18 protein-coding genes are annotated in these 15,354 nt (G+C 64.0%); 13 read left to right on the forward strand and 5 right to left on the reverse strand.

Annotated elements, in window-relative coordinates:
• Positions 1-51: 51 nt before the first annotated feature.
• The 10 genes from DT068_RS21915 (at position 52) to DT068_RS21960 (ending at position 10,198) form a co-directional block, all read left to right on the forward strand.
• Entirely contained in the window at positions 52-1,335 is a 1,284-nt protein-coding gene (locus DT068_RS21915; protein ID WP_119392024.1) for an ABC transporter substrate-binding protein, read from the forward strand.
• Positions 1,336-1,403: 68 nt separating this feature from the next.
• On the forward strand, positions 1,404-2,318 hold the full coding sequence (locus tag DT068_RS21920) for a carbohydrate ABC transporter permease (RefSeq protein ID WP_368904980.1): 915 nt from the start codon (positions 1,404-1,406) through the stop codon (positions 2,316-2,318).
• Complete coding sequence (locus DT068_RS21925; protein WP_119392025.1) at positions 2,315-3,148, forward strand: carbohydrate ABC transporter permease; 834 nt, start codon at positions 2,315-2,317, stop codon at positions 3,146-3,148. The genes DT068_RS21920 and DT068_RS21925 overlap by 4 nt, the downstream gene beginning before the upstream one ends.
• 3 nt (positions 3,149-3,151) lie before the next feature.
• Positions 3,152-4,240: an ABC transporter ATP-binding protein gene (locus DT068_RS21930; protein ID WP_119392026.1), complete on the forward strand. Its 1,089-nt coding sequence runs from the start codon at positions 3,152-3,154 to the stop codon at positions 4,238-4,240.
• A gap of 53 nt (positions 4,241-4,293) precedes the next feature.
• Positions 4,294-5,250, forward strand: a complete 957-nt coding sequence (locus DT068_RS21935; RefSeq protein WP_162914367.1) for a MurR/RpiR family transcriptional regulator — start codon at positions 4,294-4,296, stop codon at positions 5,248-5,250.
• A 26-nt stretch (positions 5,251-5,276) separates the two neighbouring features.
• The gene (locus tag DT068_RS21940; protein WP_119392028.1) at positions 5,277-5,909 is read left to right on the forward strand and encodes a class II aldolase/adducin family protein; all 633 of its coding nucleotides are present in this window, start codon (positions 5,277-5,279) and stop codon (positions 5,907-5,909) included.
• On the forward strand, positions 5,906-7,426 hold the full coding sequence (locus DT068_RS21945; RefSeq protein ID WP_119392029.1) for an FGGY-family carbohydrate kinase: 1,521 nt from the start codon (positions 5,906-5,908) through the stop codon (positions 7,424-7,426). The genes DT068_RS21940 and DT068_RS21945 overlap by 4 nt, the downstream gene beginning before the upstream one ends.
• 107 nt (positions 7,427-7,533) lie before the next feature.
• Positions 7,534-8,631 (forward strand): flagellar motor protein MotA, encoded by a 1,098-nt coding sequence (locus DT068_RS21950; RefSeq protein ID WP_119392030.1) that lies wholly within the window; start codon positions 7,534-7,536, stop codon positions 8,629-8,631.
• A gap of 3 nt (positions 8,632-8,634) precedes the next feature.
• Positions 8,635-9,663: a peptidoglycan -binding protein gene (locus tag DT068_RS21955; RefSeq protein WP_119392031.1), complete on the forward strand. Its 1,029-nt coding sequence runs from the start codon at positions 8,635-8,637 to the stop codon at positions 9,661-9,663.
• 25 nt (positions 9,664-9,688) lie between these two features.
• The gene (locus tag DT068_RS21960; protein WP_119392032.1) at positions 9,689-10,198 is read left to right on the forward strand and encodes a P-loop NTPase family protein; all 510 of its coding nucleotides are present in this window, start codon (positions 9,689-9,691) and stop codon (positions 10,196-10,198) included.
• Here DT068_RS21960 and DT068_RS21965 read toward each other — a convergent pair.
• On the reverse strand, positions 10,186-11,979 hold the full coding sequence (locus DT068_RS21965) for an ABC transporter transmembrane domain-containing protein (protein WP_119392033.1): 1,794 nt from the start codon (positions 11,977-11,979) through the stop codon (positions 10,186-10,188). The genes DT068_RS21960 and DT068_RS21965 overlap by 13 nt on opposite strands.
• 147 nt (positions 11,980-12,126) lie before the next feature.
• Between DT068_RS21965 and rpmE the strand changes: the two genes are divergently transcribed.
• Positions 12,127-12,348, forward strand: coding sequence for a 50S ribosomal protein L31 (rpmE, locus tag DT068_RS21970; RefSeq protein WP_119392034.1), 222 nt, complete (start codon positions 12,127-12,129; stop codon positions 12,346-12,348).
• Positions 12,349-12,419: 71 nt separating this feature from the next.
• Positions 12,420-12,704 carry an Rdx family protein gene (locus tag DT068_RS21975; protein WP_119392035.1) on the forward strand — a complete coding sequence of 95 codons (285 nt, stop codon included), beginning with the start codon at positions 12,420-12,422 and terminating at the stop codon, positions 12,702-12,704.
• Here the strand turns inward: DT068_RS21975 and DT068_RS21980 are convergent.
• A complete protein-coding gene (locus tag DT068_RS21980) occupies positions 12,701-13,201 on the reverse strand; it encodes a DUF2165 family protein (protein ID WP_119392036.1) in 501 nt (166 codons plus the stop codon). The genes DT068_RS21975 and DT068_RS21980 overlap by 4 nt on opposite strands.
• On the opposite strand from DT068_RS21980, the gene DT068_RS21985 reads away from it, so the two are divergent.
• A complete protein-coding gene (locus tag DT068_RS21985; protein ID WP_368904986.1) occupies positions 13,200-13,481 on the forward strand; it encodes a hypothetical protein in 282 nt (93 codons plus the stop codon). The genes DT068_RS21980 and DT068_RS21985 overlap by 2 nt on opposite strands.
• Position 13,482: 1 nt before the next feature.
• Here the strand turns inward: DT068_RS21985 and rcdA are convergent, their stop codons facing one another.
• The 3 genes from rcdA to betI form a co-directional block, all read right to left on the reverse strand.
• Positions 13,483-14,022: a protease adaptor protein RcdA gene (gene rcdA / locus DT068_RS21990; RefSeq protein ID WP_119392037.1), complete on the reverse strand. Its 540-nt coding sequence runs from the start codon at positions 14,020-14,022 to the stop codon at positions 13,483-13,485.
• Positions 14,023-14,337: 315 nt separating this feature from the next.
• A complete protein-coding gene (locus DT068_RS21995) occupies positions 14,338-14,526 on the reverse strand; it encodes a DUF1192 domain-containing protein (RefSeq protein WP_119392038.1) in 189 nt (62 codons plus the stop codon).
• A gap of 92 nt (positions 14,527-14,618) precedes the next feature.
• Entirely contained in the window at positions 14,619-15,236 is a 618-nt protein-coding gene (gene betI / locus DT068_RS22000; RefSeq protein WP_119392039.1) for a transcriptional regulator BetI, read from the reverse strand.
• Positions 15,237-15,354 lie beyond the last annotated feature (118 nt).

Below are 15,354 nucleotides of genomic sequence, written 5' to 3' on the forward strand. Positions count from 1 at the left end.
TTTTATTCGGGAAGGCAATCAGAAAATGCCAACCGAAAAATGGGAGAAGTCATGAGAACGCTCATCCGTTTCGCGGCTGCGCTGTGCGCCGCCGCGCTCGTCAGCGCCACCGCCCAGGCCCAGCAGAAGGAAGTGACGGTGTGGTCGTGGTTCGTGCAGAGCACGATGGAGAAATCGATCGCCGCCTTCGAGAAGGCCCATCCCGACATCAAGGTGAAATACACTTATTACAACTACTCGCCCGAATACATCACCGCGCTCAAGGCGGCGGCCGCATCGGGCAGCCTGCCCGACGTCATCGGCCTGCAGCCGGGCTCGCTCACCCAGCAGTATCGCGAGCAGCTCGCCTCGGTGAATGAGCGGGCCGCCAAGGAATGGGGTGCCGACTGGATCAGCAAGCTCGCCGAGGTCAACCGCCGGCAGATGCTGATGGGCAATCCCAAGGGCGATGAGAATTTCTACATCATCCCGCAGGAATCGCAGGTCATCTGCATCTGGTACAACCGCAAGATCTTCGAGAAGCTCGGCCTCCCGGCGCCCAAGACCTATGCCGATCTCAAGGCGGCGGCCAAGGCGCTGAGCGATGGCGGCTATATCCCGATGTTCCAGGGCGCGGCCGATGGCTGGCAGAACGAGAATGTTTTTCTGATGCTCGCCAACCAGTTCGCGCCCGGCATCACCGACAAGGCGCAAGCGGGCGACGCAAAGTGGACGGCGCCCGAGCTCGTTTCCGCGATGAAGGCCTGGAAGGCGCTCTTCGATGACGGCGTGTTCCAGCAAGGCGCCCTTGGCGCCCATGCCTATCCGACCGGCGCCCAGCTCTTTGCGCAGGGCAAGGTCGGCATGATGGCCTTGGGCTCCTGGTGGATGCAGGAAAGCAAGTTCCCGCCGCCGCTCTCCGAATTCGTGCAGAACATGGAAGGCTTCGATTTCTTCTATCTGCCGCCCGTGGTCGACGGCAATCCGGCAAGCCCTCCGGTCGGCGGCATCGATATCGGCTACGGCCTCACCAGGAATGGCGAGAAGAACGAGGCCGCCTGGACCTTCCTTGCCTCCCTCACCAATGGCGAGGCGCTGCAGGAAGCGCTCAACGACCTGAACGACCTGCCGGCTTTCGCCGGGCATGAGCCCAAGGGCGACATCTCGGACCATGTGAAGCAGATGTCGGCGCGCTTCAATGCCGATCTGGTCAAGGCCGAGAACCAGCGCTTCGCGGTGCCGGCCGTGGCCGAAGCGCTCGACAATGCGCTGGCCGGCGTCGCCTCGGGCAGCCTCGAGCCCGAAGCTGCGCTTGCCGCGGTCCAGGCCGCGACCGACAAGGCACTCGGCAAGTAACCGGGGCCGAATGGATGTCGGAGTGGTCCTCCCTTGGCGCTCCGGCATCCCCTTTCTATAGAATGTCCATGATGACCAAATCTGCGAGGAGGGGACTGCGTTTCGGCAAACCGGCTCTCTATCTCTTCGCGCTGCCTGCCACCCTGCTGTTCGTCGTCTTCATCGCTTATCCGATCCTGTGGGTGGCGGGACAAAGCCTGTTCACCCGGACGGCAGAAGGACAGATGGTCTTCGCGGGCTTTGCCAATTATGGCGCGGTGCTCAGCGATCCGGCCTTCTGGATCGTGGTGCGCAACATGGTCATCTGGGGCCTCATCACCATCCCGGTGCAAATGGTGATCGGCGGGCTCCTGGCCTATTTCATCGAGCGCCACACCTATCGCCTGCGCTCCTTCTTCCGCACCATGTTCTTCCTGCCGGTGGTGACCTCGGTCTCGGTCATCAGCCTCGTCTGGGTGCAGATCTATGCGCCCTATTACGGCATCGCCCAGGAATATCTGAAGCTCTTCGGCATCACCATGAGCTTCTCGCCGATCGGCGACCCCGCGACCGCGATCTATGCCCTGATCCTCGTCAATATCTGGCAATGGACCGGCTTCTCGATGCTCATGTATATCGCCGGCATCGCCAATCTGCCGTCGGAAGTGCTGGATGCGGCGCGCATCGATGGCGCGCGCGGCTTCCGCCTCGCCTATGACGTGGTGGTTCCCATGCTGGCGCCGGCGACGAAATCGCTTCTGCTGCTCGGCATCATCGGCACGCTGCAGACCTTTCCGATCGTGCATCTGATGACCGGCGGCGGCCCCAACCGGGCGAGCGAAGTGTTCGGCACCTATATCTTCAAGCAGAGCTTCGTGCTCGGCGACACCGGCAGCGGCGCCACTTTGTCGGTGATCGTGCTGCTGGTGGCGCTCGTCCTGTCGCTGGTCCAGATCGTGTTCTTCGGCGCCCAGCTCTCGCCGGCGAAGAGGAAGCCCGAATGACCGGCTATGCGCGCGCCCGAATTCGCTCGCTTGTCATCCATGCGGTGCTTTTCGCCGTTCTGGCGCTGTGGATGATCCCGCAGGTCTACATGCTGTCGATCGGGCTGCGCGCCCCGGCCCAGGCCTTCGATGCGGCGCTCATCACCTGGCCCGTCACCTTCGACAACTTCATCACCGTCATCCGCGACAATCCGCTGGCCCGCATCTTCCTCAACAGCATGATCGTGACGGTGGCGACGGTCGCGATCGTCGTCGCGGCGTCCTCGCTCATCGCCTTCGCCTGCGCGGTGCTCAGGCTCAAGGGATCGCTCGTCCTCTATGCGACGCTGCTGACCACGCTGATGGTGCCCTTGGCCTCGCTGGTGCTGCCGCTCGCCATCCTGCTCAAGACCTTCGGCTGGGTGAACACCTATATCGGCCTCATCCTGCCCTATGCGGCGCTGGGCGTGCCCTTCGCCATGGTGGTGCTCAAGGCCTTCATGGAGGATTCACCGGCCGAGCTCTTCGAGGCGGCGCGCGTCGATGGCTGCAATGCCTGGCAGATCTACTGGCATGTCGCCCTGCCGCTGGTGCGCCCGGCGCTGGTCTTCGTCGCCATCTGGCAGTTCATCGTGACCTGGAACGAATTCTTCCTCGCCCTCATCATCCTCACCGAGAGCGAGATGAAGACGCTCACCATCATCCCGATGCAGTATTCCGGCCTCTATATGGCCAATCCCGGCGCGCTGTTCGCGGTGCTCACCTTGATCGCGCTGCCTTTGATCCTGCTCTATGTCGTGGTGCAGCGCGCCTTCGTGCGCGGCCTCACTGCCGGCGCCGTGAAAGGGTGAAGCATGGCCAATCTCACAATTGAAAACATCACCAAGAGCTACGGCAATGTCACCGTCATCCCCGGATTGTCGCTCGATGTCGGGGAAGGCGAGTTCTGCGTGCTGGTAGGCCCGTCGGGCTGCGGCAAGTCCACGCTGCTGCGCATCATTGCCGGGCTCGAGCCGATCAGCTCGGGCCGCATCCTGATCGATGGAGCCGATGTCAGCGACGCCGAGCCGCCCGAGCGCGGCATCGCCATGGTGTTCCAGTCCTATGCGCTCTATCCGCATATGAATGTCGACCGCAATATGGGTTTCGGCCTCGAGATCGCCCACACGCCGCGTCCCGAAATCAAGGAACGGGTGGCGCGCGCCGCCGAGAAGCTCAAGCTCGGCAGCTATCTCGCCCGCAAGCCACGCGAGCTTTCGGGCGGCCAGCGCCAGCGCGTCGCGATCGGACGCGCCATCACGCGCAGGCCCAAGCTCTTCCTTCTCGATGAGCCGCTCTCCAATCTCGATGCGGCCCTGCGCGTCGGCATGCGGGTCGAGATCGCGCGGCTCAAGGCGGAGCTCGCCTCGACCATGATCTATGTGACCCATGACCAGGTGGAGGCGATGACGCTCGCCGACCGGATCGTCGTCATGAACAACGGCCGGATCGAGCAGGTCGGCTCGCCGATCGAGCTCTATGAGAATCCCGCCAATCTGTTCGTCGCGGGCTTCATCGGCTCGCCGGCGATGAATTTCCTCGACGGGCAGGTGGCAGCCGTCGCCAATGGCAAAGCCCAGGTGAAGCTGGCGCTCGGTCCTGAGATCGAGGTCGGGCTTGGCGCAAGGGTCGAGGCCGGTGCCCGGGTCACGGTCGGGATCCGGCCCGAGCATATCCGGCTGGCGGCGCCAGGCACCGCCCAGACCCATACCGGCAAGGCCTTCATGGTCGAAATGCTGGGCAGCGACACCTTCATCCATCTGCGCGAAGGCAATGCCCAGATCGTCATCCGGGATGCCGAAGCGCGGCGCCTGCGCATGGGGGACAGCGTGACGATGGCGCTGCCCTCGCCGGCCTGCCATTTGTTCGATGGCGAGGGACGCCGCGTCTCGGCGCGGCCTTGACAGGATGGCTGGGCGGGCTATTCATGGACCGGGATAGAAAGAAAGTTTTCTGGATGCAGCAGAAGAAAAAAAATCTTTCAGGCCGCCCTGCGACTGACGGCGGTGGAGTGGCGATCGACATCTTCCAGAAGCTGGTCGCCGCCGCCCGTTCGCCCGACCGCACGATGGCCGCCCTGTCGCAATGGATCATCGATCACCAGGGGCAGGTGGCGAGCCTCTCGATATCGAGCCTCGCCGAGAAGACGGAAGTGAGCGAGACGACGGTCTTCCGTTTCTGCAAGCTCCTCGGCCTCAATGGCTACAAGGATCTGCGCCTGGCCTTGGCCGAGAGCCGCGGCCTGGCGCTCGGAGCGCAGCTCGCCGAGGCGACCGCCACCGCGAGGAGCGGCAAGGAAGATCCGCTCGCCGCCGTGGTGCGCCGGGTCATCGAGGTCAATTCCGAGCAGTTGCTCAAGACCATGAGCCTCGTCTCGCTTCCGGCTCTCGATGAGGCGATCGCCACACTGCTGGCGGCCGATCATATCCATCTCGTGGGCTTCGGCAGCTCGGCGCCGGTCGCCTTCGACGCCTATCAGCGCTTCCTGTGCCTCGGCCTCACCGCCAGCGCCCATTCCGATCCGCATGTGCTCGCCGCGATAACCGCCAATGCGCGCCCGGGCGCCGTCTTCTTCGGCATCACCTGCTCGGGGCGCACGCGCGATCTCATCGAAGCCTTCGAGACGGCGGGCAGCCGCGGCATCAAGCGCATCGTCATCACCAGCGATGAGAATGCGCCCGCCACCAAGGTCGCCGACACAGTGCTCATTTCCGCGGTGCGCCGCTCGCCGGTGGCGCGCGAAGTGATCGCGACGCGCATCTCGCAGCTCGCCATCGTCGAGATGATCTGCGTGGCGCTGGCGCTCAATCACCCGGAAGCCAAGGACATCGTGCGCGATACATCGCTGCTCGAGCGCGAGATCGCCAAGAAGCGCCTGCCGGACCGGCCGGCGGCACCTCGCAAGACCCGCTGAATTCATGAAATCAATGGAGCCTATCTATGCCTAGCTATGATCCCGTGAAGGACATGATCGTCCACTGCTGCCATCTCATGGCGCAGAAGGGACTGATCGCCGGAACCGAGGGCAATGTCAGCGCCCGGGCGCGCGACGGCGGCATCTGGACGACACCGTCCGATCTCAACAAGGGCGAGGTCACCGCCGATGTCCTGGTGCGCATCGATTTCGACGGCGAGATCATCGAGGGCGAGCGCCGGCCGACATCGGAGCGCTTCATGCATCTCGAATTCTACAAGCAGCGGCCGGGCGTGAATGGCGTGGCGCATGGCCATCCGGTGTTCAGCACCGCCTATGCGGCGGCGGGGCGCAAATTGCCGAAGGACATCCTGCCCGAGCTGGTGGCGACGATCGGCGATGTGGCGCTCGTGCCCTATGGCCGCCCGTCGGGACCCAAGCTTGCCGCCGCCGTCGCTCCCTTCGTCAAGAGCCACAATGCTTTCCTGCTGCAGAACCACGGCTCGATCGCCTGCGGGACCACGGTGCTGCAGGCCTATCAGCGGCTCGAAGTGGTGGAGGCCTATTCCAAGACCTGCTGGGCGGCGGAAGCGCTGGGCGGCGTCAAGCCGATGAGTGCCGCCGACATCGCCGACCTGCCGGTTCCCTCCTTTGCATGAGCGGACTTGAGATCTTTCTCGGTCTCGATCTTGGCACCAGCGGCTGCAAGCTGATCGCGTTCGACGCCGAGGGGCGCGAACTCGCGAAAGCGCATCGCGCCTACCGGGCGGTCAGTCCGGGCCCCGGCCTGTTCGAGCTCGATGCCGAACTCGTCTGGCGCGAAGCGGAAGCCTGTTTCCGGGAGGTCGCCGCGGAGCGGTTGCCCGGTGCCGTGCGGACGCTCGCCATATCCGTGCTCGGCGAAGCCATCGTGCCCGTCGATAAATCAGGGCAGGCGCTGGCGCCGAGCCCGCTCAGCGCCGATCTGCGTGCCACGGAAGAAACGCGCGAGCTTGGCGAGGCCATTGGGCCCGAGCGCATCACGGCGATGACGGGCCAGCCCCTGTCGCCCCATATGTCGCTGCCCAAGCTCATATGGTGGCGCAAGCATCGCCCCGATCTCGTGGCGAGGAGCTGGAAGTTCCTGTGCTTCGGCGAATTCGCGCTGATGCGCCTGGGCTTCGAGCCCGTCATCGATGAAGGCATGGCGTCGCGGACGCTGGCCTATGATCTCGAGCGCCGGAGATGGTCGCCGGAGCTTCTGGAGAAAGCAGGGCTGGATGAGCGCCGTATGGCCGGCGTTGCAGAAAGTGGGATCGATCTCGGCATCATCGCTCCTGCCGTTGCCGAAAGGCTGGCGCTGCCCAAGGGCGTGCATGTCATGCTCGGCGGCCATGACCAGCCCATGGGGGCGCTGGGCGCCGGGATCGTCGCGCCCGGCATGGCCTCCTATGCGCTCGGCACCACCGAGGCTTTGGTGGTGGCACTGGGGCAGCGCTCACGCGAACTCGGCCGCCACAATATCCCGTGCTATCCGCATGTGATGCCGGGGCATTATGTCGGCCTTGCGGGCAGCGAGAGCGGCGGGCGCGTGCTTGCCTGGTATCACGGCATTCTGGCAGCGGGTGGAAACGCCGACGCACTGGATGAACTCCTGGGCAGGCTCCCCGACAGTTTGCCGACCTGGCCGATCTTCCTGTCCCATCTCGCCGGCAGCGGTTCCGTCCTCAATGATCCCGCGAGTCTCGGCGCCTTCCATGGCCTGCGCTTCGGGACGACTGCAGATGACATGCTGCTCGCGGTGCTCGAAGGGATCACTTTCGAGCAAGCCCTCAATCTCGAGACGCTGACTCAAATCGCAGGCCCGGTGGACCTGGTGCGCGCCATGGGCGGCGGCACACGCTCGGCCCTGTGGCTGCAGATGAAAGCCGATATTCTCAACCGGCCGATCATGAAGCTCCCGGTTCGGGATGCGCCCTGCCTGGGGGCGGCGATCCTCGGCCGGGCGGCAATCGAGCGGCAGCGGCCGGTGGCGGAGATCGCCCGATACATGGTGGCCGGGGGCCAAGTGATCGAGCCCAGGGTGCAACGCCACGCGATATATGCCGAGCGCCTCGATATCTATCGCTCGCTCTATAAGGCCTTGCGGCCGCTGGCCAGCCGCCTTACAGCGGTCGGACGGCACGCTCAAAAATAGGTGTTTGCACAGGGTTGCCGACAACCTTCACGGTCTCGCTGTTAACCCGCCACGCAATCGTCTAGATTTGACGCCATTTACCGCCGCTTGACGTTCCGAAGGCGACCATGAACGACGCTAGAGAACCCACAGTCCTCGAACTGCCGAAAGTCTATCTCGTCCGCATGATCGTGTTCATGCTGGTCGTCAGCATCCTGGCTGTCGTCCTGTTTCCCCATATGCAACGGGCCTTTATGGCCAATCCGGGCCTCAATGGGGTGATCGTCGGAGCGCTTCTCCTGGGCGTCATCTACTCCTTCCGCATGGTTTGGCGGTTGTGGCCGGAAATCAGTTGGGTCAATGGGTTCCGCATCGCCAATCCCGGCCTTGAGCTCACCCACACGCCCAGGTTGCTGGGGCCGATGGCGACCCTGTTCCGCGACCGGCCGAACCGCACTGTGCTGTCGCCGCTGTCCATGCGCTCGCTGCTTGATTCGCTGGCTTCCCGCCTCGATGAGGCCCGCGACATCTCGCGCTATCTCGTCGGCCTCCTGATCTTTCTCGGCCTGCTCGGCACCTTCTGGGGCCTGCTCGAGACGGTGACCTCGGTGGGCAACGCCATCCGGGCGCTCGATGTCAGCTCGGCCCAGTCGGCCACTGTCTTCGACCAGTTGAAGACCGGCCTCGAAGCCCCCCTGTCGGGCATGGGCCTTGCCTTCTCGTCCTCGCTGTTCGGTCTTGCCGGCTCGCTGATCCTCGGCTTCCTCGAATTGCAGGCCAACCAGGCGCAGAACCGCTTCTACAACGATCTCGAAGACTGGCTGTCGACGATCACCGACATCCAGGCGGGCGATGGCGGCAGTCTCTCGGTGCCCAGCTATCTGCGCCTCGACATAGCGGGCCTGCAGAAGGGCATCGAGCGCATCAACAACACGCTGGACGACGCGCTGGCAACGGACGCGCCCGCGGCGGCACAGCCGACAAGCTCTGGCCTGCCGGCGATGTCGGCGCAAGACGGCGAATCGATGGAGAAGCTCGCCGACGCGGTGGCGAGCCTCGTGCAGCAGATGCGCGAGGAACAGAAGATCGTGCGCCAGTGGGCGCAGGCCCAGCAGGTGCAGCAGAACGAGATGCAGAAGCTCATCCTGCGCACCGCCAAGCAGCCGACGGCCGGCACATCGAGCAGTCGGTTCAGCCAGGCCGCCGCCGTCGAGGACGAGGAATAGCCCATGTCGCAAGCTCTGGCGCGCCGCCGGCGGCAATATGAGGCGCCTTACTGGCCGGGCTTCGTCGACGCCATGGCGCAGCTGCTGCTCGTCATCACCTTCCTGCTGTCGGTCTTCATCGTGGCGCAGTTCCTGCTGGCGCGGCAGATCTCAGGGCAAGACAGCGCGCTCGGGCAATTGCGCTCTCAGATCGCCGAGCTCACCGAATTACTGGCGCTCGAGAAATCGGCCAAGGCCGAGCTCGAGGTCAATCTCTCGACATTGGGCGATGACCTCAATGCCGAGAAAGCCAAGTCGGCAAGCCTGTCGCTGGCGCTCGAAGGCGAAAGCGAGAAGGGTGCCGGCGCCAGCACGACCATTTCCGGATTGCGCACCGCGCTCGATGAGGAAAAGCAGATTTCCTCCGATGCGCTCGCCAAGGTGGAGCTCCTCAACCAGCAGCTCGCGGCGCTGCGCCGGCAGATCGCCACACTCAACGGCCTCCTGTCCGATGCCGAGACGCGCTCGCGCACCGACCAGGCGCAGATCATCGATCTCGGCAAGAGGCTCAACTCGGCGCTGGCGCAGCGCGTCCAGGAGCTGACACGCTATCGCTCGGAGTTCTTCGGCCGGCTGCGCAAAATCCTGAGCCAGCGCTCCGACATATTGGTGGTCGGCGACCGCTTCGTCTTCCAGTCGGAAGTGCTGTTCCCCAAGGGCTCGGCCGATATCCAGCCGGCGGGTCTCGTCGAGATGGACAAGCTCGCCACCGCGCTCAAGGAGCTGGAGACCGAGATCCCGACCGATATCGCCTGGGTGCTGCGCGTCGACGGCCACACCGACGCCGATCCGATCTCGACGGCCTTCAAGTCGAACTGGGAACTGTCCTCGGCGCGCGCCATCGCGGTGGTCAACTACCTGATCAGCCAGGGCATCAACCCCAAGCATCTGGTGGCGGCGGGCTTCGGCGAGTTCCAGCCGCTCGATCCGGGCGACAGCGAGGATGCCAAGACGCGCAACCGGCGCATCGAGCTCAAGCTGACCGAGCGCTGAACGTCGTGACCTGGGGCCTGCCGTCATGAAAAGGGTGGCGGTCATCGGCAATGCTGGCGGCGGCAAATCGACCTTGGCGCGGCGGCTCGCGGATAAACTCGGCCAACCCTATCATGAGATCGATGCGCTCCTCTGGGCACCGGGCTGGATCTTGCAATCGGAAGAAGTCTTCGAAGCTGCGCACCAGAAAATTCTTGCCGAAGAGCGCTGGGTCATTGACGGTCTCGGCCGGCTCGACTCCATAGAAGCAAGGCTGCGCAGGGCGACCGATATCGTTCTGGTCGACATGCCATTGTGGCGGCATTTCTCCTTCGCGGCCAAGCGCCAGCTCGCCTGGGCCACGGGCAAGCTCTCGCATCCGCCAGCGGGCCTCAGCGAAATGCCCGACATGGATGCGTTGTTCGAAACCATGTGGCTCGTCGATAAGGACTGGATGCCCAAGATCCGCATAATGGTCGCGGCCGAGGAAGCAGAGGGAAAGCCCGTCACCAAGCTCGGGTCGCCGAGTGAGCTTGATGAATATCAAGCCGATTGAGCGCTGAACTGAAGCTCGGCGAGGCGCGAATAGAGCGGGTTGGACTGGGTGAGCTCGCCATGCTTGCCCTGGGCCACCAGGCGGCCTTCATCGAGAACGAGGATGCGTCCGGCACTTCTGACCGTGGCCAGGCGATGGGCGATGACGAGCGTCGTGCGGTTCTGCGTCAGCTCGGCGAGCGCCTGCTGGATGAGCGCCTCGCTCTGGGCATCGAGCGCGCTCGTCGCCTCATCGAGGAGCAGGATCGGCGCGTTGCGCAATATGGCGCGGCCAATGGCGATGCGCTGGCGCTGGCCGCCCGACAAGGTGATGCCGCGCTCGCCGACTTGCGTGTCATAGCCGCGGGGCAGGCTTTCAGCGAATTCGTCGATATGGGCGGCGCGCGCCGCCTTCCTGACCTCGTCCAGCGAGGCGTCGGGGCGGCCGAAGCGGATATTGTCGAGGACGGAGCCCGAGAAAATCACGGTTTCCTGCGGGACGACGGCGATGCGCGATCTCACCTGGCGCGGATCGGCGAGCCGCACGTCGACGCCGTCGAGGAGGACCTTGCCCGCTTGCGGGTCATAGAAGCGCTGGAGCAGCGCGAAGACCGTCGATTTGCCGGCGCCGGACGGGCCGACGAGCGCCACGGTCTCGCCCGCAGGGACCTGGAAGCTCAGTTCTTCGAGCGCCGGCCCGTCCGGGCGGGTCGGATAGTGGAAGCTCACTTTGTCGAAGGCGACCTCGCCCCGGGCGGTCGAGGGCAGGGGAACGGGTGAGGCGGGCGCCGCGATGGCGGGCCTCTCGTCGAGCAGCTCGGCGATCCGCTCGGCCGCGCCGGCGGCGAGCTGGATCTCGCCCCAGACCTGCGAAAGCTCGCCGAGCGAGCTGGCGGCCAGCACCGCATAGAGCACGAACTGGCTGAGCGATCCCGCCGTCATGGTGCCCGTGATCACCTCGCGCGCGCCATACCACAGCACCGCCGTGACCGAGCCGAGCGACAGGAAGATGATGGAGCCGGTCAGGAAGGCGCGGGCCCAGCTGCGCTTTGCCGCGGCGTCGAAGGCGGTGGCGGTCGCCTCCCGGAAGGCCCTGACCGCGGCATTCTCCTGGACGAAGGATTGCACGGCGCTGACCGCGAGCAGGCGCTCCTGCGCATAGGCGGCCGAATGGGCCAGCGTGTCCTGCGCGTCGCGCGACAGCGCGCGCACTTTCCTGCCGAAAAAGATGAGCGGCAGCACGATCAGCGGAATGGCAAGGAGGACGAGCCCTGAGAGCTTGGGGCTGGTCACCACCATCATGACGGCGGCGCCGATAAGCATGGCCAGGTTGCGCAGCGCGATCGAGGCCGAGGTCGAGAAGGCCGATTTGATCTGGGTGGTGTCGGCGGTGAGGCGCGAGACGATCTCGCCCGAGCGGTTGGCCTCGAAGAAGGAAGGGCTCAGATCGAGGAGATGCCTGAACAGGAGATCGCGCGTGTCGGCGACGATGCGCTCGCCGAGCCAGGTGACGAGATAGAAACGCGCCGCCGAGGCCAGTGCCAGCACGGCGACGACCGCCAGCATGACGGCGAAATACCGGTCGATGAAGATATCGCCGCCCGGAGAAAAACCATGGTCGATGACGCGGCGCACAGCCAGGGGCACGCTCAGCGTGGCGAGCGCCGCCACGATCAGGGCGACGAAAGCCAGCCCGATCTGGATCCGGTAGCCCTGAAGCAGCGGCAGGAACCGGCGAAGGGGCTTGAGGCTCTTGCCGGCCGGCCGGGCCGGGGTGGCATTGTCTGCGGAGGAACGGGCCATCGCTACCAGTTAAACCAGGCTTGGGGGGCTGTGAAAGGGCCAAGCCGCCGCACTTGCACAGAAGGGGCCCCTCCTGTATAGACGCCGCCCGAAACCCTTAAATTCGACATTTCCGGGCGCCGGGCGCGCCAACAGAGAGTTTACGCCATGAAGAAAGACATTCATCCCAAATACCACATGATCAATGTGGTCATGACCGACGGCAGCAAGTTCCAGACCCGGTCCACCTGGGGCAAGGAAGGCGACACGCTCAATCTCGACATCGATCCGAAGTCGCATCCGGCCTGGACCGGTGGCCAGCAGACGCTTCTCGACCGCGGCGGCCGCGTCAGCAAGTTCAAGCAGAAGTTCGGCTTCCTCAACAAGTGAGGCCGCGCCATCCTTCGTGCGGAACAAAACCCGGCCGATGTGCCGGGTTTTGTGTTTGAAGAGGACAAGACATGCAGAAGGAAGGCAAAGCGCGCATCGAAATCACCTACTGCACCCAGTGCCAGTGGCTGCTCCGGGCCGGCTGGATGGCGCAGGAGCTGCTCTCGACCTTTGCGACCGAGCTCGGCGAGGTGGCGCTGGTGCCCGGCACCGGCGGCATCTTCCAGATCACCTGCGATGGCGAGCTGATCTGGGAGCGCAAGCGTGACGGCGGCTTTCCCGACGTGAAGACCCTGAAGCAGCTGGTGCGCGACCGCGTCTCGCCCGAGCGCGATCTCGGCCATACGGATCGCTAGCGCGTCGCCAAATCACCGTCCGGCTGGTTGAGATAGATCAGCACGCCGATGATGGCGACATAGAACTTGAAGGCGGCGTCCTGCCCGTTCCAGGTCTGCGACTGCCACATGGCGAACCATTCGCCGCCGACGACCATGAAGCCGAAGAACCAGACGAGGAAGCCCATGGTGGCGCCGATGACGGCGAAGCGCTTGGCCTGGTTGAAACGGGCACCGGTCGCGTGGCGGGCCTGCCAGAGGTGCCAGACGCCGATCAGGAACAGGATGCAGGTCAGGCCTTCGCCCAATATGATGAGCCAGTAGCCGGCATGCCAGAGGGTCTCATTGGTGATGGCGCGGTACATCAGCTTGTTGCCGGGAAAGGTCGTGTCCATGCTCAGCACATGCTGGACAAAGGCGAAGTTCGAGCCGTAATCGGTGATGTTGCCGAAGGTCACCATGAAGGCGAAGGCGGCAAGGCACAGGCACAGGATGATCTTGGAAAGACGGACGGTCATGGCAAAGGCTCCCACCAGCGAATCTGCCGCCGATGATATGCGCAATATGGTCGTCTGTCTTACGCAGAGCGCCCAGCGCTATGCCGACAAGCATCAGATCCGGGACGATCTCAGGGCGCTCGAGCTCGGCACCGATTGCATGCCGGGTGACCTTGTCTCGGTCGAGATCGGCATGCGGCCGCATGACTTCATCGTCCTGCGCCGCCGGTGGATCATCGGCGGCGCCCGGCGCCAGCTCGAGGTGACGCTGGATCATCCAGCGAGGCTGGCCAGACAGTGAATTAGCGGCGTGCCATTTTGAAAACCGCGGCGAGCCGGTCCATCTGGTGGCTGACCGGATTGGGCTGCACCGGGGCGGACCTGGCCTTGGCGGAGAGCATCTCGTCGAGCTTCTGGATGCGCTCATGCAGGCGCAGGGAGCGGTCGACAAGCTCCTTGAGGGCCAGGGGAATCTGGTCATAGCCGGTGAGCGTGTGGCCGGCGCCGATCTCGGCCAGGTTGATGCGGTGCTTCTCCTTGGAGGCGTCCTCGAGCGAAATCTCGCCGGCGCTGACCGCCCGCTGCAGCAGCAACCAGGAGGCAAGCTGCATCAGGCGCGTGGTCAGGCGCATGCTCTCGGTGGCATAGGCGATGGCGCCGGTGCGGTCGAGGAGGCGGGCATCCTGGCGGCCGGGACCGTCCAGGTAATTGGCCGTCTCTTCGACAAGCCCCATGCCTTCCTTGAATATTCCGGCAAACTGGTCGGACGCGGTGAACCGTGCCAGGAAATCGACGAGGCTCTCATTGCCGTCGTTCCTGCTGTTTTCCCCTGTAGCCTTCATGAGAATCGATTCTTTCGTTCTTTTCTCCGTCGCACCCTCATCGAAACGGGATTAACGGAACATTAATCTTGGTTCATTTTCGGCCACTATCCACAGGAAACGGCCGTAACAGGGATTAACGAGCAATTAACAGGCCAAAAAAAAGCCGCGCAGAAGCGCGGCTTAAAGGTTCTAACAGGGAGGCGTCAAACAGAGTGGACAGGAGCCACTCGGAGAATCCAGATGACTGGATTACGTTGATGAAAATACAACCGAATCCCTTACCGATTGGTTAACGATACGGTTGCTTAACGCAAAAAGAGTCTGAACGGCCTGTCAGCTGCGGAAAAACGCGTCGGCGGCGGCCTTGCTCGACTGCTTGCCGGCGATCGCCTCGCGGATGCGGATGATCTCGGATTCCAAAAGATGAACACGGTGTTCGAGTTCGGCTACCGACAGGAGAGCCAGATCCTCGCCAATGACGATCTCGGATTTCTTGAGCGGACGAATGTCGTCGAGGTCCATGGGCAACTCTCCCTTGGCGATAAGATCAACCGAGCCGGCAGTTTGGCGCCGGCATGGGCGGCGTGCAAGTTTTTCGCGGAGGTCCGGTTGCCTCACGGCGCGAAACCGTATGGGCGCCGGCGCAGCGCGTCGACTTCCTCGGCACTCAGAAGCGCGACCAGATTGCGCAGGACGGTGGCAATGGCCTCCTCGCGGCCAATGTCGTCGCCCACCGCCTTGCGCAGCCACAGGCCATCGATCAGGCCGGCGATCGACAGGCTCGCCTCACGCAGGCGCCGTTTGTCCAGCAGGCCCGCGAAGGCGGAGGCCAAATTGGAAGCGATGCGGCGATGGAACAGGCGCTGGAGGCGCTCATAGTTCCGGTTCGTATTGGTCGCCGCACACACCGACAGCCAGGCGGTGGCGACATTGCGGTTGAAGGCGGTGGCGGGGAAATTGCCTTCCACGATCGCTTCGAGGCGCTGCCAGGAAGTTGCGGCCTGGCGCATGCGAGCGATCACATCCTCCATCAGGAGCCGGTTGTTGAACCTCACCATGGCGTAGAGCACCTCGTCCTTGCCCTTGAAATAATAAGCGAGGATGCCCGGCGACATCCCGGCCTCCTTGCAGATGCGGGCGGTGGTGAGGCCCGGCAGGCCCTCGCGCAGGAAGACGCGGTGCGCCGCCTCGATCAGCTCGGCGCGGCGGATTTCATCGATTCGCTTGCGCATGACAGGTGATATTATATCTCAAATCAATAACTTGTACGATCGTACAATTTCCTGTATTGACATATAATGAGACGCGAATAGGCTGGGCGAAAACCATAAGCGCCGGGAGAGGAAACAA

The sequence above is a fragment of the Taklimakanibacter lacteus genome (assembly GCA_003576695.1).
In the GTDB taxonomy this organism is placed as follows: Bacteria; Pseudomonadota; Alphaproteobacteria; order Rhizobiales; family Aestuariivirgaceae; genus Taklimakanibacter; species Taklimakanibacter lacteus.